Source organism: Streptomyces sp. ID05-39B, assembly GCF_033794725.1.
GTDB lineage: Bacteria > Actinomycetota > Actinomycetes > Streptomycetales > Streptomycetaceae > Streptomyces > Streptomyces bobili.
The window spans coordinates 20,589-43,968 of record NZ_JARGEF010000039.1 but is presented as its reverse complement, the minus strand read 5'-3'; the positions used below and the strand labels follow the sequence as shown (position 1 = coordinate 43,968).

Here is a 23,380-nt window from a genome sequence, read left to right as displayed (position 1 = left end):
CGCCCAGTCCCTCACCCCCATCGCCGCCGGCCTCACCGCACCCTTCCTCGCCGACAGCGCAGCCGTCGGCGCCACCATCGCCTACAGCGCCGCCGCAGCCTTCACCACCCTCAACTACACCGACCGCCTCCCCAACGGCCTCACCGACCACCTCCCCGCCGCCGACATCCTCACCGCCCACCGCACCACCCTGGCCATCACCACCGTCACCACCGGCATGAGCCTCGGCCTCGGCATCCTCCAAGGCCCCGCCGGAACCGACGCCATCATGGCCGGCTTCCTCGACCCCGCATCCATCCCCGGCATCGTCTCCCTCGCCTGGTGGACCGCAGTCGCCTTCGTCCCCTGGAAACTCAGCAAGCTCCTGCGCCGCACCCACCGCACCACCACCCCCCACCCCCACGCTGGGACAACCGTGACCGGCGTGAAAGTCCCCGCCACCGACGCCGACGGCATCGTCCGCGACTGGGGCCTCTACATCTCCCACCCCCACAACGGCACCCACCGCAGCCAGATCCTCGCCAACGTCACCGCCACCCCCACCCAGTGGACCGGCACCATCACCGCCCCCTACGGCCAGCCCGTCACCGTCACCGCCGAAGCCGTCTCCAGCGTCTACCAGATCCCCCTCCCCTGGATCCACATCACGCCCGGCGCCCACGCAGGCGAACGCCACATCACCGTCGACCGCACCCCGCCCGCCGACCTCGACCACACCACCCTGGCCGGAGCCTGGCGCAAATGGGTGTCCCGGCCCGGCGGCATCATGGCCGGCACCCACCTCCAAGAAGTCCAGACCGACCCCAACACCGGCGGCGAGACCGCCTACGTCATCGCAGGCCCCGACCTCAACTGCCTGAAAACCCCCGACCGCACCGAACTCGCCGGAGCGCTGCGCACCAACACCCTGCTGTGCTCCTACAGCCCCGAACCCGGAGACCCCCGCAAGGGCACCATCCGCCTGATGAAGCACAACCCGCTCAAGAAGGGCGTCGCGTTCCCCGGCACCCACGTCCTGAAAATCTCCGAGGGCGGCTACGTCCAGATCGGCCGCCACGTCTCCGGCTTCCCCGCCCGCGTCCAGTTCATCGACCCCAAACTCGGCGCCAAGCACCTCTTCGTGGCCGGCGTGACCGGGTCCGGGAAGGGCGGCCTGATCCAGATCGTCGCCCTTGCCGACCACGTCAACGGCCACGCCATCATCTACGCCGACCCCAAGGGCTCCTCCAACCCCGACGTCGAAACCATGGCCTGCTTCTCCGGCCTCGGAGACGACGGCTGCATGGGCCCCCTCCGCGTCGTCTACGCCCTCCTGCGCTGGCGCATCCAGGAATCCGCCCGCCTCAAGATGAAAAACTTCATCCCCACCCCCGAACGCCCCTGGGTCCGCCTCATCCTCGACGAAGCCCATGTCCCGCTGTCCGAGCTGGACCAGCACAAGAAGGAAGCAGCGAAGATCCTCGAGGCCCTGGCCGCAAAGGCCCGGTCCCAGGGCATCATCATCACGCTCGTCAACCAGGCCGTGAACGCCGACAAACTCGGAGGCTCCACCGCCCTGCGCACCAACGTCATCCAGGGCGGATCCATCGTCATGCTCCGCACCGACTCCGACCAGCGCCACCTCGTCACCACCGGATTCGAAGGCGTCGACCCCGGCCAGATCCCCGCCGCCTGGGACGTCAAGCGGCCCCTCATCTACAACGAGAAGGACGCCCTCCAGGACCCCGAGTCCACCTTCGGCCTCGGCTACACCCTCGGACCCGGCGGAGCAGCCGAGATGATGCGCGACTTCATCCTCGAGTCCGCCGCCCCCTACATCGACCACGACGCCATCCAGTACCCCGCGGACTGGCCCGACTGGGACCGCCGCCACGAGATCGCCGCCACCTCCATTATCGAAGACGGATCCGACGACGACAGCGACTTCGACTTCGACTTCGCCGGCCCGGCCAGCCCCAGCATCCCCCTCCCCGGCGCCCCGTCCGTTAAGGAACCCACCGCCGAAGACAAGATCCTGGCCGCCCTGGAGGAGAACGCCGACCCCGCCGGCGTGGAGGTCATTTACCTCCACAAGGACGACATCGGCCGCATCACCGGCCTCACCCAGACCACCCTGGACGCAACCCTGACCCGGATGGTGAAGAAGGACCTCATCCACCGGCAGCCCGGAAGCGGCGCAGCCGTCCGCGGCCGCTACGGCCACGGCGCCGCCTCCGCATAGGCAGCGACCGAAGCGACCGGCCCCCGGAACCGTTCCCGGGGGCCGGTCTCGTGTGCAGGGCAATGGCCCTCGGACAAACCCCCGAATCTGCGGCAGCATCAAACGTGTCGGCCCAGTGGCGTGAGCCCCGGTGTCCCCGCGCCCAACTCCCGCCATCGGGCCGACACACCTCGCATATATCTGCCACCCCAGGGCAGCAGCACCACAAGTCGGGAACGCCCACCCCCCGGCCACCCGAACCGACGGCCCCGCACCGACCCCCACGGTGACGGGGCCGCCCCACATCCCAGACCCGGGCAGGGGCAACATCACGGGGCAGAATCGGCGATCATCAATACAGGCGCGGGGCCCGACAACGACACACACGAGCGGGAGCCCCACCGCCATGAGCGCCTCAAAAGCACACCAGGCAGAAGTCGCCGAACGCCGCACCAAACTGCTCCAACTCCGACGGCAAGGCGTCCGCTTCTGCGACGACCGCATCCTCAACCTCGGCTACGCCGACTCAGGAGCAGCGCGCAAGGACCTCATCCGCGCGCTCACGAAGAACCGTGACGAGGAAAAGGCCGAAGCTTCCGTGTACCGGCAGCAGGAGAACGAGCGGCTGGACGCCCTCCTCGAGGCGGCCTGGCCGCGTGCCACTACGCCCAGCCCGGTCTTCGACAAGGAAGGCGAGGTCGTCGACCACGTCCTGGACATGCGCGCCGTCGACACCGTTCTCCGTCTCATGGACCGCCGCGCCAAGCTGAACGGCCTGGACATGCCGGTCAAGACCGAGCTGACCGGCGCCGACGGCGGCCCCCTGGCCATGTCCACCGCCGACCCCGACAAGGTCGCCGCCCTCATCGCCGCCACGAGCCGCCTTGACACGGACAACCCCGCGAACACGGCCACGTCCACCGCCGACGACGAGGATGACGACGAATCGGACCCGGCCGGGTGACCACCCAGCTCGAGGATCAGGTAGCCCTCTACCGCACCCTGCCCGCCGCCCAACGCCAGGAGATCATCAGCCTCGCCGACCCAGAGGAACGCGCCGTCTTCGCCTGGGTGGAGAAGGAGATGGCGATCCAGAAGTCGCCCGGCTCCATGGCGGCCGCACTCACCGGCGGCCGCGAGTGGCAGGCGCGCCACCTGGACCTGATCGACAAGGCGTTCATCCGCATCGCCAACGGCGAGCGCATGCGCGTGCTGCTGAACATGCCTCCGAGACACGGGAAATCGGCCAGGGCGGCCCGGTGGGCGCCTCTCTGGTACCTGGCCCGCCACCCAGACCACCGCATCATGATCGCCTCCTATGCGGCCAAGCTCGCCGAAGGCCACGGCAGGTGGATCCGCGACAGCATCAAGGACATGGGCGACGAGATCGGCATCCACCTTCGCTACGGGTCGATGGCAGCCAACCGCTTCGACCTGGACGGAACACCCGGCGGACTGGTCACCGCAGGCGTCGGCGGATCTCTAACCGGTATGGGCGCCAACGTCGCCATAGTCGACGACCCCCTGAAAGACGCCAAGGAAGCCGACAGCCCCGTCAAACTCGCCAACCTGTGGGACTGGTGGCAGCAAGTCATCAACACCCGCATGGAACCCAACGGCTCCATCGTGGTCATCCAGACCAGATGGTCGGAGAACGACCTCGCCGGACGCATCCTGCAAACCGGCGCGGAAGGGTGGACGGTCCTGGACCTCCCCGCCATCGCCATGGAAGAAGGCGACCCCCTCGGACGGAAGATCGGCCAACCCCTCTGGCCCGAACGCTTCCGCCGCAAGCACCTCGACCGCTTCAAGAAAGACGTCGGCGAACGCGGCTGGTGGGCCCTCTACCAGCAGAAACCCCGCCCCATGGAAGGCGGCGTGTGGAAATGGCCGTGGATCACCCAGAACCGGATCACGCCCGAGGCATTCCGCGGCGTCACCCTGACCCGCGCCCTCGTCGCCATCGACACCGCCGGCGGCCGCGAGGACAGCGACGAAGTCGGCCTGATCGGGGGAGGATGCACCGCTGACGCAGAGATGTACATCCTCGCCGACCGCTCCCGAAAGATGGGCGCCGCCGAATGGGGACGCGAAGCCTGCATCCTGGCCATCGAACTCCAGGCAGACGCCTTCGTCGTCGAATCCAACTTCGGCGGCGACATGGCCGCCCAAATCCTCCGCCAGGCCTGGCAGGAACTCCAGCGCGAAGGCCTCACCGAGGGCATGCTGATGCCCCGAATCATCGAGGTCACCGCCAAGGTCGGCAAACGCCTGCGCGCCGAACCCATCGCCCAGATCTACGAGAACGGGCACGTCCACCACGTCGGAGAGTTCCCCGGACTCGAAGTCCAGTACGTCTCCTGGATCCCCGGCATGGACAGCCCCGACCGCCTTGACGCGGCCGTCCACCTGCTCACCGAACTCGCCGACCCCTCATCCCACAGCACCGGCACCCAGCACTACGCCGACAACCGGCTCCGCGGACGCCGGTGATGCCCAGACCCACGTGGGCAGGGCAACCCCCGGACCCGCGCACCCGTACTCTGATCTACAGGCGCGGGGCCTGAGATCAGCGGGAAGGGTGCGCTGTGGGCCTCCTGAGCGGTTTCAAGCAGGTCGTCATCGACCGCTGGTCGTGGCTGAACTACAAGACCATCTACAGCGACAGCCTCGGCATGCCGAACAGGCGGGCGTTCCCCGAAGCCCACGCCACATGGGTTCCCGCCGACTCTGAACGCCGCCTTGCCGCGTACAAGCTGCTCACCGCCTACGACCACAACCAGGTCGCTGAACTCACCGCGATCCGCGACGGCGACGACGCCCTGGAGCGACGCGAGTTCGGCGACCCGTCGATGTTCGTCGACACCCTGACCTCCCACGTCCTGGGAGACGAGCAGACCATCACCGTCCCCGGCGCCGAACAGGCCGGCGAGGACGACGCAGCCCCCGAGGCGCAGATGGCGGAGCGCGTCCAGACGCTGCTGCGGGAATGGGCCGACGAGGAACTCCTCCCCATGCGGCTCCTCCAGACCGAACGCAAGGCCGTCGGTCTCGGAGACGGCGTCTACCTCCTGTACTGGGACGCGGACAAGCAGCGCGCCCGCATCAAAACGTACGACCCGGGCTTCTACTTTCCGGTCCTGGACGAGGACGACGACGGCTCCGACTTTCCCACCCGCGTCCACTTCGCCTGGGAACTCCCCGAGGACAAGCCGCGCAACCTGCCCGCCCGGGTCCGCCGGATCACCTATCACCTGGACTGGATCCGGCCCCTGACCTCCTCCGGGGTCGACCGCACCGGCCGGCCCGTGCGCGCCCCCGTCCTCACGGAGGCCAGCGACGACAGCCCGGCGCAGCCGATCCTCACCCGCGGCGACCAGGTCGACGCCGGCGGCACCATCTCCCGCCTTTACCCCTGGTCGGAACGCCCGTCGTACAAGACGGTCTACCTGACCGACGCCACCTGGGAACTCGGGGACCTCAAGGGAAACGTGGACGTCGACTCCCTGCCCCTGGACAAAGCTGAGTTCGCCAGCAACGACCAGGGCGAAGTCCTCGACCGCCTGGACATGCTCATCGACTTCATCCCGGTCCTCCACGTCCCCAACACCGTCCCCGAGCCCGGCGAGCACTGGGGCCAGTCCTCCCTCGCCAAGGTGCTCCAGGTCTTCGACGAACTCAGCGGATCCGACACCGACTCCTCCAAGGCATCCGCCACCACCGGCGCCCCGATCATCGCGATATCCGGCAAGGCCATCACCGCCCAGCAGCAATACCAGGTGGCTCCCGGTATGGTCTTCACGCTCGGCGAGGGCGGATCCATGACCTCCGTCGACACCAGCACCAACCTGGCCGAACTCCGCAACCACATCACCGACCTCAAGGACCGGGCCTCCAGCGTCGCCCGCCTACCCGCCGTCGCCCTCGGATCCGTCGAAGCCGCGCAGTTCGACTCCGGCTACCAACTGGAACTCGCCCTCGGACCGCTGGACTCCCTCATCAGTGCGATGCGGCTGGCCCGCGATCACGCCGACCGCCTCCTCCCCAAGTTCGTCCAGCGCCTCTTCCAGGCCGGACAGCACCCCGACTGGATCGGCCTCCCCGTCCTCCCGGCCCGGCTGATGCGCGGCGCCTACACGCCCACCGACAAGGCCGCCGGCCTCAAGGACGTCATCGAAGCCCGCGGCGCCGGCCTCATCTCCCTCGAGACCGGCATCCGCCGCCTCCAGGAACTGGGCTGGCCCATCGAGGACGCGGAGAAGGAAATCGAGCGGATCAACGCCCGCTCCTTCACCGACGCCGTCGCCCTGGCCGACGCCCTCGGCAACGCCGAAGAGACCGCCTCCTTCCTCGGGCGTGAAGCACCCGAGCAGCCGGACCCGCCCGCCGTTGTCCTGCCCGTCGCCGGCGTGGAACCGGCCGACGACGAGGACCCGAACAGCGCCGCCACCACGGCCGCCACGGGTGCACGGGCAAGCAGGGGCAACACGTGACCCGATCTGTGCTCAACTTGGATCTAGGCGCGGGGCCTGGACAGTCCATGGGAGGACTTGCACTCATGCGTCGCCCCGCGCAGCACCACCTCGGACCCGTAGCCGCCGCCTGGGCCCACCCCTACCACGGCGTGGCCGGCCTCAGCGTCTTCTACAACTCCGCCGCCACCGTCGACCCCAACGCGGCGCCCGCCCCGGCGCCAACACCGGCCGACCTTGCCGCACGCGCCGGACAGCAGCCTCCCGCCCAGACCCCGCCCGCCACCGTCCCGGCCGCCGACCCCGACGACGAGAAGGTCGCCTTCACCCAGCGCCGCCTGAACAAGATGATGTCCGAGGAGAAGGACGAAGGCCGCCGCGCCGCCTACCGGACCATCGCCGAAGCCGCCGGCCTGGACCCCGACACCTTCGACCCCAACCAGTTCGGCGAGATCTTCAAGCAGGCCGAACAGGCCCGCCAGCAGCAGCTGTCCGAGGAGCAGCGCCGCACGGAGGAACTCCAACGACGCGAGCAGGCCATACAGACCAGCCAGGCCACCGTCGCCCAGGAACAGGAGCGGATCGCCGAGGAGCGCCGCGCACTCGCCCGCGAGACGGCCCTCATCCGGCTCGGGGCGGTCGACGTCACCGACGACCAGGGCCAGCTCACCACACCGAACCTCCAGGACGCGCTCGCCATGCTCGAGCGGGACCTGCGCGAGAGCCCCGACGCAGACCCGGCCGCCGTCGCCACCGCGGCCGAAGCGCTGAAGAAGCGCCGGCCCGAACTGTTCGGCACCGCAGCACCCCAGACTCTCCCCCCGGCCCCCTCCGGCGGCCCCGCCTCCGGGAACAGTCCGCGACCGGCCTCCGCCAGCGGCAAGGACGCCGTCAAGCAGGAAGCCCGCAAGTGGGCCGACCAGCTCGGCTACGGCCGCCGCGAATCCGCCTAACCGTACGACCAGCACGACCCGAGGGACCACGCCCTAACCCCCGTGGACGGCGCCACCACAGGCGCCCTCACCACACATTCCGCGTATTCGCGAAAGGGGCTACGGCGTGGACATCCAGCCGTACACCGTCACCGAGACGCTCGCCGTCGGCCGCCCGTGGCTCATGAGCACCCTCGGAATCGAAACCAACGAGACCGTCACCCTCGACCTCACCAAGTTCGACGAGACCCTCCACTGGACGGAGGCCTCGAAGTACCAGCCCGAGCGGAAGCTGAAGTCCGGCATCCCGCTCGCCAAGAACGCCACCAGCCTGCTGTGGGAGCCGTACTCCCCGGTCACCAACGAGGTCCAGACCCTCACCGTGACCGGTGTCCCGACCGGCGGCACGTTCACCATCACCTGGTCCGGACAGACCACCGCCGCCATCGCCTACAACGCCACCGCGGCCGTCGTACAGACCGCCCTGGAGGGACTGTCCAACATCGCCCCCGGAGACGTCGTCGTCACCGGCAGCGCAGGCGGACCCTGGACGCTGACCTGGGGCGGCACACAGCTCGGTGAGGACGTCGCAGCGCCGACCACGACCGAGTCGTTCACCGGCGGCACCTCCCCGGACATCACCATCGACACCACCACGGCCGGCGGCGCCGCCACCGCCACGGACGGCTCGCAGATCTTCCGCGGCTTCCTCTTCACCGAGGTGTCCTTCTACCCCGGCTCCACCAAGGTCGGGGCGCCGCTGATGGTCCACGGCCAGATCGACCCGTCCAAGCTGCCGGTCGCCTTCGACCCCGACGACATCCCGGCCGGCTCCAACACCCAGTTCATCTACAAGGTCTGAGAGGGGACCACCCATGCCTAACGACATGCTTGAGGTCCTCCTCCGCGGCATCAACCCCACGGTCATCAACGCCTTCGTGCGCGAGATCCAGACCCCCGCGGACTACCTCCTCACCCAGTCCGTCGTACCCGAGCGCACCGTCAACTCGGTCAAGTACGAAATCCGAGGCGGCAACCGGCGCGTCGCCGCGGCCACCTACCGCGCGTGGGACGCCCAGACCCGAGTCGCCAGCCGCGAGATCACCCGCTGGGTGACCGAGGGCAAGCTCCTCCCGCTCGGCCAGAAGTACATCATCGGCGAACTGGAGACCATCCTCCAGAACGTCCAGCGCGGCATGGACGGCGAAGACCTCGTCCGCTCCATCTACGAGGACGCCGCAGCCCACGTCCTCTCCGTCAAGCACCGCATGGAACTCGCCGCCGGCGACCTCCTGGTCGACGGAAAGTTCACCCTGTCCAACGAGAACGGCCTCACCATCGAGGCCAACCACAACGTGCCGGCCGCGAACATGCCGACCGCACCGGACGACTGGTCCGACCCGACCGCCGACATCCTGGGCGACGAACTGCGCTGGATCGAAGTCCTGCGCGCCTCCGGAGCACCCACCCCGAGCCGGGCCCTGACGTCGTACAAGACGTGGGCGTACATGCTCACCAACGACAGCTACCGGGCCGCCTACTACGGCAGCGTCAACAGCGCCTCCACCATCCCCACCGCCGTCCTGGCCCGCAACGAAGTCAACGTCGTCCGCGACCGCTACGGCCTCCCCCCGGTGGAGACGTACGACGTGCGGATCCCGATGCCCGACGGCACCGACGCCCGGCCGCTCCCGGAGAACATGTTCTTCCTGCTGCCCCCGGACGCCCGCCAGATGGCAGAGACCCAGTACGGTCTCACCGCCGAAGGCATCGTCCTCTCCTCCGGCGGCAACCCGGCCATCGAGCGCGAGGAAGCCCCCGGAATCATCGTCACCTCCGGCTACGATGACGACCCGGTCCGCGTCTGGACCAAGGGCGCCGCCGCAGCACTGCCGGTGATGTACACGCCGGACATCCACATCGCCGCCACGGTCTGGTGAGGTGAGTCATGGCTCAGCTCGCAGCCACGGTGTACGTCCGGGACCCGCAGACCCATCAGACAGTCAGGCTGGAGCCGGGGACATCCCCGGAAGCCCGCCTGGCCGCCCTGGTCACGAACCCGGCCGCCTGGGTCGACGGCAAGCTGCCCCGCCTGCCCAAGAAGGCGACGGACAGCAAGGAGGCCGGGGACCCTACCGGCGACGGCCAGGACGACGCCTCTGGCGCCGACTCCGCCGCCGGTAGCGACCAGACCGCCCCGGCCAAGAAGACCGCCGCACGCAAGACCGCGGCCAGCAAGCCGGCCCGGGGCCGGGACGCCGCTGACGAGGGCAGCAGCGGCGACTAGCGGAGTGCGGGCCCGCCCCCGTGGTGGGGGCGCCAACCGGGCGGGCCCGCACCCCGTTTCACCCTCTACCGCCCCAGGAGGGCCCCGTGGACACCGCCACCCGAGCCTGGCTGATCGCCCAGCTGGGCACCGCCACCGACCTGACCGACCTCGACACCCGCTACACCCGGCTCGGCACCGCCCGCGCCGTGGCCCTCGAGGTCCTCAACCAGCGCCTCGCCGACCTGCGCGCCCAGGCCTCCACCATCAACCTGTCCGGCGCCGTCAGCGTCTCCTTCACGGAGAACATCAGGGCGTACGAACGCCAGATTGCCGCCCTCGAGGCCGGCGGATCCCCGGCACCCGACGAACCCGACCCCGGCACCGAGGACGACGGCACCGTCCTCCTTGGAACCTTCCAACTCGTCGAACGCCGACGCCGATGACCACCCCCACACGGCGCGGCCGCAGCCTCCGCACCCGCCTCCTGGGCTACATCACCTCCGGCGTCAACCGCCTCACCGCGGCCTGGCGGATCCTGACCACCGCCCAGACCCGCCTCATCAACGCCCTCGCCGCGATCCGCCCCGGCCGCGCAGCCCTGACCGGCACCCGCCTGCGCGCCGCCGTCACTGTCTTCAACACCAGCCTGGCCGCCTTCAACAGAGCGGCCATGGCCTTCGCCGAATCCTGGGCCGCCACCGACCTCCCCCTCGTCTACCGCGAAGGCGCCTGGACGCTGCTCGACAACGCCGACCGCCGCCAGTCCACCTTCACCTGGACAGCACGCCACCAGGGCGCCATCACCGGCCTGTCCGCCCAGTACTACGCCGACATCACCAGCCGCATCCAGGAAGCCCTGCGCCGCGCCCGCGCCTTCCTCCGCGCAGCCCAGGACGCCTCCCGCGACACCACGGCCGTACGCATCGACGTCACCGCGCTGCGCCGCGACCACAGCCTCGACACCGTCGTCTACTCCAACGACGCCCGCCACCCTGTGGATGCCTGGGCCCGGTCCGCGCTCACCTTCCAGGCCGTCACCACCGCCAACACGGCAGCCGCCCGCACCTCCCTGGACGAACTCGGAGTGTCGTACGTAGAAGTCCGCGACGGCGCCGACTGCGGATGGACCGCCCACGACGACCCCGACCGCGCCAATCGCACGCTGCGCACCGTGCAGGACGCCCTCGCCCACCCGGTTGCTCACCCGAACTGCCAGAGGGAGTTGCTCCCCAGGCTGGACCTGCGCGGCCGCACCGACATTTTCTCCGGAGCCACCCTATGAGCCACGACCGCAGCCTGCCGCCCACCGACTGGCCGGGCATGGAAATGGCCGACCTGACCAAGCTGAACGACGACATCTACTACGGCTGGCTGGCCAACGAGCCCAACCCGACGTTCTGGCATTGGTGCAAGACGCTCGAGGGTGTCCCCCCGGAGCACAAGGTCCACGAAGGATGCTGGGTGGCCGCGGGGACCGGAGCCCACACGCTGGTCTCCCGTGACCCGCTGCACCTCGAGCCGTCACTGCTGTGGAACTGCTGCGGAATCCATGGCTTCGTACGCAACGGGCAGTGGGTGTCCGCATGAGCCAGCAGAACCTCGGGCCCATCCTCGACGGCCTGGGCAACACCCTCGACCTGGATGAGGGAGACCTGGTCGTCTCCGCACTCGTCATCATCAAGGTTGTCGACGGACAAGGACGCGTCTCACTGGGCCTGAGCACCAGCGAGAACCTGTCCTGGATCGATCAGAACGGCCTGCTGTTCTCCGCCCAGCAGATCGTCAACCAGGCAGAAGTGACCAACGGAGACGACGCATGACCGCCCCCGAGCAGCCCACCGAGCCCCAGGCGCACGCCGTCCACATCGACGCGCAGCCCGGCCACGCCACCATCTCCCTCAACGGCACCCCCCTGCCTGCGGAAATGGTCACCGGCTACAGCCTCCACCACGACATCGCCACCCAACTCCCCATGCTCGTCCTGCATACCCGGCAGCCGAAAGACACCGTCTTCGACGGACTGGCGCGGGTCGCGGTCGGTGTGGACCGCAGCCCCGGCGAGATCGTCGCCGCCTTCCTCGCCGAAGTCGACCCCGTCCTCCTGGACCAGGAGGCGCTCAACCGAGCCGACTACGGCGGCGGGCCCGGCGCGACCGCGCGCGCCATGCTCGCCACCCTCACCGACTGGGCCAAGGGCGGAGGAAACTGACATGGCCGGCCTGGACCTCTCCGGTGTCGCGGTCTTCCTGGAGGGCTTCCTCCTCCTTGACACCCTCCGCTTCTCCCGCGCAGGCACCGGGGAACCCGTCTTCAACAACAGCACGGGCTTGTACGAGTACCCGGATCTGGACCCGTACTGGGAAGGCAAGGGCGCCGTCCTGCCGTCCTCCACGGTTGGCGGTGTGACCGGTCTGTCGGTGGAGAGCCTTCCATGGAGCGACGAGACCCGCTCCCGGTACCGGGCCTTCACCCCCCTGTCCGCGCCCGTCGCGGAACGCGGCATGATCGTCACCGTGGTCCAGGTCCACGAGGGCGGGGACCTCGAGCTGCTCACCCGCCAGTGGCTGGTCCAGGACCCCTCCGCGGCCGGAACCTTCGGCGCCCTGCGCATCACCGGCCTGGACCAGGTCCAGCAGACCCGACAGGCCGGGTGACCGCCATGGACCTCGCCGACCTCGCCCGCCGCCTGGACCAGTCCGCCGACCGCGTCGGCCCGGAGATCAATCGGACCGTTCAGCAGCAGGGCCGTCTCCTGAAGACGCTCATCCAGCTGAACGCGACCGGCCGGCCGGGGCCCAACAAGATCACCGGCGACTATCACGACTCCTGGAAACCGGAACCCTTCCCGGTGCCCGACGGCGGGGGAGTCGAGATCGGGACCACGGAGCCGCAGGGCCGACGCCTGGAGTACGGCTTCTTCAACATGTACGACAGCCTGGGCCGCTTCTACCGGCAGCCTCCGTTTCCGCACGTGGGACCGGCCGTCACCGTCCTCGAGCACATGTGGCCTGACCCCTTCAAATCCGCCTGCGACCGGATCTTCGGGGAGTCCTGATGATCGACAGAGACCCCGTCACCCAGGCGGTCATCGCTCTCCTGGCCACACTGACCGGGAAACCCGTAGGGGAACGTACCGTCCCCCTCGACCCCGAGACCGGGGAGCCGATCTCCCCGCCGTACACCCTGGTTGACCCGCTGGACCACGTCAGCGACGACAACACCCTGGCCGACCGGCACACCACCGCTGTATCCGACTACCAGGCGACATTCGTGTCCGGGCGTACCCCAGGCGTACCCAGCAGCAAGGGCGGTGGACGGCAGTCGCAGTGGCTTGCCGACCGGGGCCGGAAGGTTGTCGAGCGGCCGGCCGACGGCAGCCCCGGCTACGAGCACCCCCTCACCATCCCCGGCGTCGGCTGCTACCGGCGCGAGGCCAGGGAAGCAGGGGGAACACAGAACGCTGAAGATGCCATCATCACCAGTGTGATCCGTTTCCGTTTCTTCCTTGAAGAGACGGGAGCCTGACCCCAGGTCAGGCAATCACCGCACCGCGGCGGGACCCCACGCGGACGCCACCACCACAGGTGGCCGCCACACCGACACGTGTAGCAGGGGCCCCCTCTTGGCCCCTATCCGCGAGGGGCCATCCATGAGGTTCAACCGCAAGGGCACCACCCAGATCAAGTTCCTGCCGACGATCGCATCCACGGAACTACTCCCGACGCGCACCGAGATCACCGCAGGCACCGAGTACACCGGGCAGATCGCCGCCCTGGACGGATGGTCGCTGGAAAACCAGCCCATCGAAACGCCCGACATGGCGTCCACCTTCGTCAGCAAGATCGGCGGCGACGACAGCGCATCCGACTCCAGCCTGACGCTGTACGAGGACGACACCGTCGACGACATCGAGACCGACCTGGCCAAGGGCACGTCCGGCTACATCGTCATCTTCTCCAAGGGCGACGTCGCCGCCAACAAAGGCATGGACGTCTTCCCAGTCACGGTCGTCTCGAACTCCAAGGCGTACACGGCTGACAACGAGGCCGCGAAGGTGACCGTGCAGTTCACCATCACCGACCGCCCGGTCTTCAACCAGACCGTCCCGGCCGGTCCCTGACCTGCCCGAAAACCACCCCCTTAGCCCCCGGCCGGGCCCCGGTGTACTTGGGAAGGGCGCCGCGCGCGCCCGGCCGGGCCTTCCCACACGGAGACCCCAATGAGCAGCACCACCTGGGACGCGCTAGAGAAGCGCCTCGACAACGTCAAGAAGCCCGTCCAGATCTTCCGCCTGTGCGACGACACCGACGTGCGCGCCCGCTACCTGGCTGCGAAGCGGGAAGACGAGCAGGCCGCCGCCTACCTGGAGGGTCTGGCCAAGGACGCAGAAGCCGAAGCCCGCGCGCTGGTCGAACAGCAGGCCCGCAAGGCCAAGGCGGAATTCGCCGCGGCGAAGAAGGCGTACGACGCGCACACCGTCGTGCTGCGCTTTCAGGGCCTGGAACGTGACGAGATCAAGGACCTGATGGCAAAGCACCCGCCGTCGGAGGAAGAAGAGGCCAATGGATCCGACTGGGACGAGGACACCTTCCCCCCGGCCCTGATCGCGGCCGCCTCCCTGGACGGCATGCCCGAAGAGGCTGCCGCCCGCTACCTCAAGTCGTGGCTTCCCTCCGACGCCCGAGACCTATGGAACGCCGCCTGGTCCGTGCAGAACACCCGCCGGACCGACCTGGGAAAAGGCTGATCGAAGATGCCAGCTTCCGTGCCCAGATGCAGCTGTGCCGCGAATACCGCATCCCGCACAGCTACTTCCGTGGGCACGGTGACGGCACCTGGACCGATCTCGACCGCCGTAAAGCCCTCGCTTACGAGGACTACCTGCGCCAGGTCTGCCCCTCCTGCGGGACCCGTCCTGAGGAGTGGGACGAGACCGCGGGCGGCGACGAAGACGCCTACCGGGCCGTCACCCACCGCTGCGTCGGCTGCCAGCTCATCGCCGACAAGCAGCAGGACGTCCCCACCGGCGACGAAGGACACGGCGTGAAGGTCCTCCTGATCCCCACCCGCGTCCACGCCGCCCTGCAATCCCAGGCCGCTCACCACTAGCAGAGAGAGGAGCCCACCGGTGTCCCAGTGGAATCTGTCCGTACGGCTGACCGGCCAGGGCTCCGGCCTGTCCCGCACCCTGCGCGACCTGTCCCGGGACGCCGACCGGGCATCCACCCGCGTCAACGCCCTGCGCCGCGACATCGACCGGCTCCGCACCGACGCCCGCAACAGCATCCGGATCCGCCTCGACGTGGATGCAGCCCACCTACGCTCCGACGTCCGGGCAGCCCTTACCAGCGCGGGCGCCGGCCAAGACCTCCGCGTCAGGCTGGGTGTCGACGCAGCCCACCTACGCTCCGACGTCCGGGCCGCGCTCACCAGCGCGGGCGCCGGGCAGGCTCTGCGGGTCCGCCTGGACGTCGACGCCGCCCACCTACGCTCCGACGTCCGGGCAGCCCTGTCCACCGCGGGCGCGGGCCAGGGAATGGCCGTCAACCTGCGCCTCGGCAACGCCATGCAGCTGCGCCGCGAGGTCGAAGCCGCTGTCCGCTGGGCGGCGTGGGGCCACCGCATCGAAATCCCCATCGGCCTGGGCGACCCCATGCAGCTACGCCGGGACGTGACCGCGGCGGTCCGCTGGGCGTCGATGACCCAGACCATCCGCATCCGCGTCGAACCGGACACCAGCGCGCTGACCACCCTGGGCGGCACCCGCGGCGGATCCTCTGGCGGCGGGGGCGGAGCCTTCGGGCTGGGCACCCTCATCCCTCTGGCCTCCGCCGCCATACCCCTGATGGCTGGCCTGACAGCCGAAGCCGGCCCCCTGGCCGGCAGCCTGCTCCTCGCGGGAGGCGCGGCTACCGCCTTCGGGATCGCCCTGGCCGGACAGGTCTCAGGGCTCAAAGAGGTCTCCGACGCGGAGAAGAAGTACCGGGACGCCGTCCAGGAGCACGGGAAGGCCTCGACACAGGCCGCCGAAGCCCAGCTCGCCTACCAGCGGCAGCTCGCCCAGCTCCCCCCGGACACGCAGAAGGCCGCGGTAGCCCTGTCCCGTCTGAAGACCACGTTCGGCGACTGGTCGGACGACATGTCCAGCTTTACGATGCAGCCCGTCACCAAGGGGTTCACCGTCCTTGAGCAGCTGATTCCCCGGCTGTCGCCGCAGGTGCAGTCGTTCTCGGGTGAGCTGGACCGGCTGATGAACGTGGCCGGCGGCGCCATCAGCACCCCGGGGTTCGACCGGTTCGCCGACCAGGTCGCCCGGCTCACCGACCAGCAGCTGGACGAGTTCACCGACGACGTGATCCACCTCATGCGGGTCGTGTCCGAGGGCAGGGCCGGAGACGGAGCCCTCGGGGAACTCCTCGACTACGCGCAGCAGAACGGGCCGGCCGCCCGGGAAGCCATCCAGGCCATCGGCAAGGCCGTCATCGTCCTGGCGCAGGGCGCGGCCGAAGCCGGTCCGAGCATGCTGACCCTGGTCACTGCGGCGGCCCGCCTGGTGTCGGCGCTGCCCCCGGAACTGATCGGCATCATTCTCCAGGTCGCATTCGCCCTGAAACTTCTTCAGCTGTCCGGCGCCGGCATGGCAGCCCTGGCCGCCGGGATCGGCCGGGTCCAGGTCCAGATCGCCGCCCTCGGTGCCACCTCTGCCGCCGCGGGCGGAGGACTGATGGGCCTGCGCGCAGCCTTCCTCTCCCTGGGCGTCGCAGCCAGGGCGTCCATCATCGTCGCCGCCATCGCCGCCATCGTGGTCGCCGCCGAAGGCCTGTCGCACATCGGGGAGAGCACCCCGCCGGACGTCGACAAGCTGAGCACGTCGCTCGGCAACTTGGGCCGCACCGGCAAGGCCACCGGATACGTCGCCGAAAAGTTCGGGGCCGACTTCGGCAAGCTCAACGACCAGATCAAGAAGGTCACCAACCCCAGCGTCGTGGAGAGCATCAACAACTGGGGCGAGTCGATCACTGGCGGGCTCCTGGATGCCGGCGACGCCACCGAGGAATTCACCAAGAACGCGGACAGCATCGACGAGTCGCTTTCCAACCTGGTCCGCAACGGCAACGCCAAGCTGGCCGCCGCAGCCCTCGCCGACATCCTGAAGGGACTGGATCCCGAAGAAGCCGCCAAGCTCCGCGGCGAACTGGACGGCTACGACGAGGTTCTGGCAGACCTGGCATTCGAGGAGAGGCTGACCGCCGAGTCGATGGGCCTGTTCGGGCAGGCGGCAAGTGACACCAAGAACAAGCTGGATGCGCAGAAGCAGTCAGCGGACGGCCTGCGCCAGGCCATCGTCGCCCTGAACGACGTGAACAGGGCGGCCGGATCCGCGATGGCCGCATTCGAGCAGTCCATCGACGACGCCACCGAAGCCACCAAGGACCACTCAGGCGCCCTCACCATGCGCGACGGCGAACTCAACCTCGGCACGGAGAAGGCACGCGAAGCCGAAAAGGTCCTCTCCGATCTGGCCGCGAACACCGACGCCGCAGCAACCGCCGCCCGCGATCAAGGAAAGTCCTGGCAGCAGGTGAGCGCCATCTACACCGACGGCCGCAAAGCCTTCGTCGACGCTGCTGACGCCATGGGCCTGACCAAGACGCAGGCCGAAGCCCTCGCGAACGCGTACCTGCAGATCCCAGACAGCAAGACCACCGTCCTGGAGATGCGCACCGAGGACGCCATCGCCGGACTGGACTCGGTCATCGCCGCCATCCAGAAGACCCCGGGGCAAAAGTCGGTCACCGTCTCCGCGCTGACGGCAGACGCAGTCGCCCTGCTGGAGGACTTGGGCTTCACCGTCACCCACCTGAAGGACGGCCGCTTCTCCGTCACCGCGCACACCGCGACGGCCAAAGAGCGCCTCGCCTCCGTCCAGGCCGCCCGCGACGGCCTCAAGGACAAGGCCATCAGCCTGTCCGTACGCGATCAGGCGTCCGCGCAGGCCGCAGCCATCCAGCGGGCCATCGACAACATCCGCGGCAAGACCGTCACGATCACCACCGTCCAGCAGACCCTGGGCATCGAGGGCATGGCCGGCCGTAACGCCCGCAACCTGCTGGCCGACGGCGGCGTCCTGGACTACTACGCCGACGGAGGCATCCAGCGGGGCGGCATCCGCCACTTCGCCACCGGATCAGAAGAACACGTTGCGCAGATCGCCCCTGCCGGATCGTGGCGGGTGTGGGCGGAAGACGAGACTCAGGGCGAGGGCTACGTGCCCTTCGCCCCCTCCAAGCGTCCCCGCTCCCGCGCCATCACCGAGGAGATCGTGCGCCGCCTGGGAGGCGACCCGGCCGGCATCCAGTGGAACGCCAACGGCAGCATCACCTCCTACGCCGGCGGCGGCTTCACCTACAGCCCGACCGCCCCGGCCGGCATCAGCGGATCCGGCAGCGGCATGGACCGCTACAACGACGCCCTGCAACGACTCACCGAGGCCGTCAACCAGTTCAAGAACGCCACCACCGCGGCGCAGAAGGCGTCCGCCAAGAGGGCCATCAACAGCGCCGACGCCGCCCTCGGACTGCGCGCCGGCACCTGGTCCACCAGCTTCAACCTGGCCTCCTACCAAAAGTTTCTCGCCCAGGCCACGGCCGCCAATACGGCATGGGAGGCGAACCTGGCCCGGGTCGGGCAGCGGGCCGGCCAGGACGTTGCCGAGACGCTGCGCGGCATGGGCACCGAAGGCACAGCCCTGGTCGCCCAGTTGGCCAAGGCCAGCACCCGCCAGTTCAACGCGATCGTCGCCAACCTGCGCAAGCTCGGGCCGACCGCCAAGGCCACCCTGGCCGACTACACCAGCCAACTCCGCGCCTCCACCAGCGTCTCCAAAGCCTTCCAGGACAACCTGCTCAAGCTTGCCAGCCAGGGCTACGGGACGCTCGCCGCACAGCTGGCCGGGCAGGGCGACGAAAACGCCATGGCGGTCGCCGCGTCCGCGGTGCGCGACTCCAAGCAGGCTGCGGCCGCGAACTCTGCCGTCAAAGCCAACGCCGGCCTGATGACCTCCGACGACCTCGCCAACGCCCTGATCGTCCTCAACGTCCTCAAGGGGAAGAAGGGCGCAGGGATCGCCGACGTCATCGCAGCCGGCGTCAGCTACGGCACGCTCAAGGCGCTGCTGCCGAAGATCCTGCCGCAGGTCACCGCGCTCCCGGCCCCCAACCGGGACACCCTGCTGCGGCAGGTCGCCGGGCAGGGCGGTGTCACCGCGATGGCCCGCGGCGGCATCCTCGACAAGCCGACCATGGTCGTCGGCGGCGAGGCAGGCGTCACCGAGTCGTGGATTCCGTGGACCGACACGGCCCGCTCCCGCACCCTGCTGGCCCAGACGGCCGCCGCGATGGGCTACCGGCTCCTGCCCGCGCACGCCGTCTCCGTCACCCCGGCCCACCCCCCATGGGCAGGCGGGCAAGCACCGGCACGCACCGTCGACAACCGGCGCACCCAGAACATCACGCTCAACGGCGCACACCAGTCCCTGGCGGAGCAGCGGGCCGACCTGCTGCGACACATGACCGCCATCGGCTGAAGGGGGGGCATCAGGTGCAGAAACTCTATGACGGGATCCAGGTCGACCTCGGTGACGTCACGCTCGGCGGGGTCGACGACTCCGGGGTGGGCTGGCACATCGCTGACCTGGAGGGCTGGTACGGGCCGCAGACCCGTACCGACATCGCACCCCGCGAGGCCGACCACGGCGCGTGGATGGGACCCGTCTACCTGGGGGAGCGGCCCATCACTCTCACCGGTGTCGTCCACGCCCCCGACCGGACCACCCTCGAGATCGCGCTGGAACAGCTCCTGGCCGCCTGCTCCCTGACCGACACGGACCTGACGGTGTGGGAGAGCACCCCCAAGCGGTGCACCGTGCGCCGCAGCGGAACCCCCGTCATCAAACGGATCGGCGCCACGGCAGCTTCCTACTCGCTGCTGGTGACAGCCGAGGACCCGCGCCGCTACGAACTCAACTGGCAGTCGTCGACGACCGCACTGCCGTCCACCACGGGCGGTCTGATCCTGCCCGCCACGATGCCCTGGACCATCGACGCCACCAGCGTGTCCGGGCAGATCGCCGCCACCAACACCGGGAGCATCGCCAGCCGCCCCCTCTTCACCATCGCCGGCCCCGTACAGCAGCCGCAGGTGTCCGTCCTCTACGCCGACGGCACCGTTAGAGCCCTCGCCTACGCCGACACCCTCAACACCGGCGACGTCCTGACCATCGACACGGACGCCCACTCGGTGATGCTCGGCACCGCCTCCCGGCGCCGCTACCTGTCCGGCCAGTGGCCGGAGATCCCCCCGAACGAGTCCGTGACCATCGCGTTCACGGCCGCCGCCTACGACGCATCCGCCCTGCTGACCGCCCAGTGGCGTTCGGCCTGGCTGTAGAGGAGACGCCATGCCGACCGATCCGACCTGGCAGAACAGCATCGCCTACGAGGGGGTGGAGCTGCGGCGGGCCGACATGATGATGGTCACCGGCGACGGCACCGCCCTCGGCGGCCGCTCCGGCCTGCGACCGGGCGACCCCGGGCTGGCCGTGTCCCTGGCCGGGTCGACAATCAACGTGGCGGCCGGCGTTGCGGGCCTGTACCGGTCCGGGCAGGGCCTGTACCGGGCAAACGTGCCCACCGCCACCTCCGCGGGCACCCTGAACGCCGCACACGCCTCCTTCACCCGCCTGGACCTGGTGTATCTGCGGGTGTGGGACACCGACGTCGACTCCTCCGGCCTGCGCAAAGCCGACCCGGTGTACCTGGCGGGGACGGCAAGCGCCACACCGGTTCTGCCCTCACCGGCCGGCACCGAGATCTACATCCCCCTCGCCAAGATCACAGTCCCGCAGTCCGGCGGCGGTTCCGCCTCCGTGCAGGACCTGCGCCCCTTCACCGTCGCCCCCGGCGGGATCCTCCCCACCACCAGCGCCCCCTCCACCCCCTACACCGGCCAGTACTACGACGACGGCGTCAACCTGCGCCGCTGGAACGGCTCCAGCTGGCAGACCTACGGACCCCAGCCGACCTGGGAGAACTGGACGCCCGTGTGGTCGGGGCTGTCCGCGCTCGGCTCCTCCGTCTCCAAGGGCCGCGTGTGGAAAGACGGCACCCGCGTGGAGATCATCGCCCTGCTGAACTGGGGCACCAGCAGCAGCCTGGGCACTGGAACCATCAGCATCTCCATCCCCTACACCGCGGCCAGCTTCGCGGATCAGCTCGGCTGGCAGGGCGAAGGCAAGTTCCGCGAGTCCAGCTCCGGCCTGTGGCACCCGATGCACATCAACATCGAAGCAGGCGCGGCCACCGCGCAGGTCAGCGCCCTTCGACCGGCCGACATGGGCCTCGTCTCGCCCGGATCCCAGGGCTATGCCTGGGGCGGAAGCAACGCCCTGATGCGCGCCCACATTGTCTACGAGTCCGCCTGATGACCGTTCAGACGGCACCGGTGGAGCTGGCGTGGCTGGCGTGTGACCTGCGCTCCGGCCGCATCGCAGAGGAACTCCGCTCGCTGTCCGGGTCAGGGCCGATCGAACGCAAGCTCAGCGTGTCTTCCAGCGCCCAGTTCGACCTGAACCTGGCCAAGGCGCCCGCCGACTGGGAAGCGGCCACCGATCCGGGCCGTACGCTCCTGGTCGCCGTCGACACCCTCACCAGCCAGCCGATCTGGTCAGGGTTCATCCTGACCCGCTCCGGCGGCACCGGCCGCACCATCCAGCTCGGCGCGGCCACCCCCGAGGCGTACCTGGATCGCCGCTACACCGGCACCTACACCGGCATCGACCGCGACCAGGCCCTCATCATGGGCGACCTCGTCACCGCGGCGACCGTGGTGGAAGCGCCGCCGTTCGAGGTCGACGCCCCCACCAACAGTGCACCGATCGTCTACCAGCTCCTCGATGGCGACGACCGCACCGTGCTGTCCGCCCTGCAAGAGCTGACCGGCATGGACGGCGCACCGGAGTGGACGATCGACACCGAATGGGCCGACGCCGCCCAGACCGCCATCCAGCTCGTCCTGCGTGTCCGCCCCAAGATCGGCGTCCAGTCCGACAGCCCGGAATCCGTGTTCGACATGCCGGGCTGCGTGGCCAGCTACGTCCTGACCGAATCGTACGAACAAGGCAAGGGAGCCACCCAAGTCCGGGCGTGGGGCGAAGGGGAAGGCAACGCCCGCCTGCGCTCCGCCGACCAGACCGCCACCGACCTGATCACCGCCGGATGGTGCCGGTGGGAACACCGCTTCACCCCCTCCACTGGCCTCACCGACCCCGACCAGCTCGACGCCCACGCCATCCAGGGCCTCGCCCAGCAGCGCACCGGCACCAAAACCTGGACGCTCGAGGCCACCGCCTCCCGCGCCCCCCGCCTGGGACGCGACTGGAACCTCGGCGACAGCGTCCGCCTCCAAGTCGCCACCTCTCTACGCCACCCGGGCGGCGCAGAGGTCGTATCCCGCGCCTACGCCTGGCAGCTGGACACGGCCGACGACAAGGTCACCCCCTTCCTCGTAGAGGAGGACTAGCCGTGCCGATCCGAGCCGAACTCCTGCCCGGCAACCCCCGCACCGTCACCGAGGACCTCCGCAGACTCAAGCGGATCGTGGAGGAACTGCGGGCCTCCCGCGGCCTGGAGAACTCCGCCCTCACCTCCGGCGGCCTCACCGCGATCGGTTCGGGCGGGCAGAGCCTGCAACTCACCCCCACCAGCCCGACCGGCATCACCCTGCCCGACAGCAGCGTCATCAACCCGCCCGCCGTGGCCCTGACCTCCAGCACCACGGACCTGGCCGCCGGCATCCTCGCCGCCTACCGCAAGCCCACCACGATCGGCAGCGTCCCCGTAGTCGTGCTGCTGTCCCCGCAAGCCGGCCCGTCCACCGCCGGCGTCACCTTGCAAGGCGGCGAGGAAAGCGGCGAAAGCGCCCTCGCTCAACTCGCCGCCGGCGCAGCCACCCTTGCGCTCACCCCGACCGGCCTCACGCTCACCCTCGCCTCAGGGGCCGTGCTCACCTTCACCGCCGCCGGCATCTCCGCCTCGGGCACCACCGCAGCCCCCGAGTTCGCCGAAGACACCACCACCCGAACCAGCACCGCTACCGCGTTCGCTGACGCCGCGTCGGGCCCCTTCTCCGCACAGGTCACCGTGCCCCCGTCAGGCCGCGTCATCGTCACCATCCGATGCACCCAGAGAGCCACTGGCAGCCTCAACGCCTTCACCAGCTTCAACGCCGTCGGAAGCTCCAGCGGCACCCGCTACACCGAAAACCTCACCGCCGCGCTGGCCGTCAACGGCGCAAACAACTTCAGCCTCAGCCTGCGGCACCCCCTGTCCGGCATGACCCCCGGCGAGACCCTCACCGTCACCCACAAACACCGTCTCAATGCCGCCGGTACCCAGACGCTCGACTACCGCTCCATCCTCCTCGAACCCTCCACCACCTGATCGGAGAT

The 23,380-nt window shown here is 69.4% G+C and carries 24 protein-coding genes; all 24 read left to right on the top strand.

Going from position 1 to position 23,380, the window contains the following annotated elements:
* Positions 1-2,221, top strand: a 2,221-nt coding sequence (locus tag P1P75_RS12050; RefSeq protein WP_319254433.1) for a type IV secretory system conjugative DNA transfer family protein, incomplete at its 5' end; no start/stop codon positions are given.
* Between the two features lie 385 nt (positions 2,222-2,606).
* The gene (locus P1P75_RS12045; RefSeq protein ID WP_319254431.1) at positions 2,607-3,164 is read left to right on the top strand and encodes a hypothetical protein; all 558 of its coding nucleotides are present in this window, start codon (positions 2,607-2,609) and stop codon (positions 3,162-3,164) included.
* Positions 3,161-4,693, top strand: coding sequence for a terminase family protein (locus P1P75_RS12040; RefSeq protein ID WP_319254429.1), 1,533 nt, complete (start codon positions 3,161-3,163; stop codon positions 4,691-4,693). Before P1P75_RS12045 ends, P1P75_RS12040 begins: the two co-directional genes overlap by 4 nt.
* Positions 4,694-4,788: 95 nt before the next feature.
* The gene (locus tag P1P75_RS12035) at positions 4,789-6,693 is read left to right on the top strand and encodes a hypothetical protein (RefSeq protein WP_319254427.1); all 1,905 of its coding nucleotides are present in this window, start codon (positions 4,789-4,791) and stop codon (positions 6,691-6,693) included.
* Positions 6,694-6,758: 65 nt separating this feature from the next.
* A complete protein-coding gene (locus tag P1P75_RS12030) occupies positions 6,759-7,625 on the top strand; it encodes a hypothetical protein (RefSeq protein ID WP_319254426.1) in 867 nt (288 codons plus the stop codon).
* A gap of 106 nt (positions 7,626-7,731) precedes the next feature.
* Complete coding sequence (locus P1P75_RS12025; RefSeq protein WP_319254424.1) at positions 7,732-8,466, top strand: hypothetical protein; 735 nt, start codon at positions 7,732-7,734, stop codon at positions 8,464-8,466.
* Between the two features lie 13 nt (positions 8,467-8,479).
* Positions 8,480-9,544, top strand: coding sequence for a major capsid protein (locus tag P1P75_RS12020; RefSeq protein WP_319254422.1), 1,065 nt, complete (start codon positions 8,480-8,482; stop codon positions 9,542-9,544).
* An 8-nt stretch (positions 9,545-9,552) separates the two neighbouring features.
* Positions 9,553-9,891: a hypothetical protein gene (locus tag P1P75_RS12015; RefSeq protein WP_319254420.1), complete on the top strand. Its 339-nt coding sequence runs from the start codon at positions 9,553-9,555 to the stop codon at positions 9,889-9,891.
* 86 nt (positions 9,892-9,977) lie between these two features.
* On the top strand, positions 9,978-10,316 hold the full coding sequence (locus P1P75_RS12010) for a hypothetical protein (RefSeq protein ID WP_319254418.1): 339 nt from the start codon (positions 9,978-9,980) through the stop codon (positions 10,314-10,316).
* A complete protein-coding gene (locus tag P1P75_RS12005; RefSeq protein ID WP_319254416.1) occupies positions 10,313-11,155 on the top strand; it encodes a hypothetical protein in 843 nt (280 codons plus the stop codon). The genes P1P75_RS12010 and P1P75_RS12005 overlap by 4 nt, the downstream gene beginning before the upstream one ends.
* The gene (locus tag P1P75_RS12000) at positions 11,152-11,460 is read left to right on the top strand and encodes a hypothetical protein (RefSeq protein ID WP_319254414.1); all 309 of its coding nucleotides are present in this window, start codon (positions 11,152-11,154) and stop codon (positions 11,458-11,460) included. The genes P1P75_RS12005 and P1P75_RS12000 overlap by 4 nt, the downstream gene beginning before the upstream one ends.
* Positions 11,457-11,693 carry a hypothetical protein gene (locus P1P75_RS11995; RefSeq protein WP_319254412.1) on the top strand — a complete coding sequence of 79 codons (237 nt, stop codon included), beginning with the start codon at positions 11,457-11,459 and terminating at the stop codon, positions 11,691-11,693. Before P1P75_RS12000 ends, P1P75_RS11995 begins: the two co-directional genes overlap by 4 nt.
* Positions 11,690-12,082, top strand: a complete 393-nt coding sequence (locus tag P1P75_RS11990) for a hypothetical protein (protein ID WP_319254410.1) — start codon at positions 11,690-11,692, stop codon at positions 12,080-12,082. The genes P1P75_RS11995 and P1P75_RS11990 overlap by 4 nt, the downstream gene beginning before the upstream one ends.
* Before the next feature lies 1 nt (position 12,083).
* The gene (locus tag P1P75_RS11985) at positions 12,084-12,527 is read left to right on the top strand and encodes a DUF6093 family protein (RefSeq protein WP_319254408.1); all 444 of its coding nucleotides are present in this window, start codon (positions 12,084-12,086) and stop codon (positions 12,525-12,527) included.
* A 5-nt stretch (positions 12,528-12,532) separates the two neighbouring features.
* Positions 12,533-12,928, top strand: a complete 396-nt coding sequence (locus P1P75_RS11980) for an HK97 gp10 family phage protein (RefSeq protein ID WP_319254405.1) — start codon at positions 12,533-12,535, stop codon at positions 12,926-12,928.
* Positions 12,928-13,398: a hypothetical protein gene (locus tag P1P75_RS11975; protein ID WP_319254404.1), complete on the top strand. Its 471-nt coding sequence runs from the start codon at positions 12,928-12,930 to the stop codon at positions 13,396-13,398. The genes P1P75_RS11980 and P1P75_RS11975 overlap by 1 nt, the downstream gene beginning before the upstream one ends.
* A gap of 124 nt (positions 13,399-13,522) precedes the next feature.
* Entirely contained in the window at positions 13,523-13,993 is a 471-nt protein-coding gene (locus tag P1P75_RS11970; RefSeq protein ID WP_319254402.1) for a hypothetical protein, read from the top strand.
* Positions 13,994-14,092: 99 nt separating this feature from the next.
* Positions 14,093-14,620, top strand: a complete 528-nt coding sequence (locus tag P1P75_RS11965; RefSeq protein ID WP_319254400.1) for a hypothetical protein — start codon at positions 14,093-14,095, stop codon at positions 14,618-14,620.
* A gap of 26 nt (positions 14,621-14,646) precedes the next feature.
* Positions 14,647-14,982: a hypothetical protein gene (locus P1P75_RS11960; protein WP_319254398.1), complete on the top strand. Its 336-nt coding sequence runs from the start codon at positions 14,647-14,649 to the stop codon at positions 14,980-14,982.
* A 19-nt stretch (positions 14,983-15,001) separates the two neighbouring features.
* The gene (locus P1P75_RS11955) at positions 15,002-19,459 is read left to right on the top strand and encodes a hypothetical protein (protein ID WP_319254396.1); all 4,458 of its coding nucleotides are present in this window, start codon (positions 15,002-15,004) and stop codon (positions 19,457-19,459) included.
* Between the two features lie 14 nt (positions 19,460-19,473).
* Positions 19,474-20,322 carry a phage tail domain-containing protein gene (locus tag P1P75_RS11950; protein ID WP_319254394.1) on the top strand — a complete coding sequence of 283 codons (849 nt, stop codon included), beginning with the start codon at positions 19,474-19,476 and terminating at the stop codon, positions 20,320-20,322.
* Between the two features lie 10 nt (positions 20,323-20,332).
* On the top strand, positions 20,333-21,355 hold the full coding sequence (locus P1P75_RS11945) for a hypothetical protein (protein ID WP_319254392.1): 1,023 nt from the start codon (positions 20,333-20,335) through the stop codon (positions 21,353-21,355).
* A complete protein-coding gene (locus P1P75_RS11940) occupies positions 21,355-22,452 on the top strand; it encodes a hypothetical protein (protein ID WP_319254390.1) in 1,098 nt (365 codons plus the stop codon). The genes P1P75_RS11945 and P1P75_RS11940 overlap by 1 nt, the downstream gene beginning before the upstream one ends.
* A gap of 2 nt (positions 22,453-22,454) precedes the next feature.
* Positions 22,455-23,372 carry a hypothetical protein gene (locus P1P75_RS11935; RefSeq protein ID WP_319254388.1) on the top strand — a complete coding sequence of 306 codons (918 nt, stop codon included), beginning with the start codon at positions 22,455-22,457 and terminating at the stop codon, positions 23,370-23,372.
* The last annotated feature ends 8 nt before the right edge of the window (positions 23,373-23,380 follow it).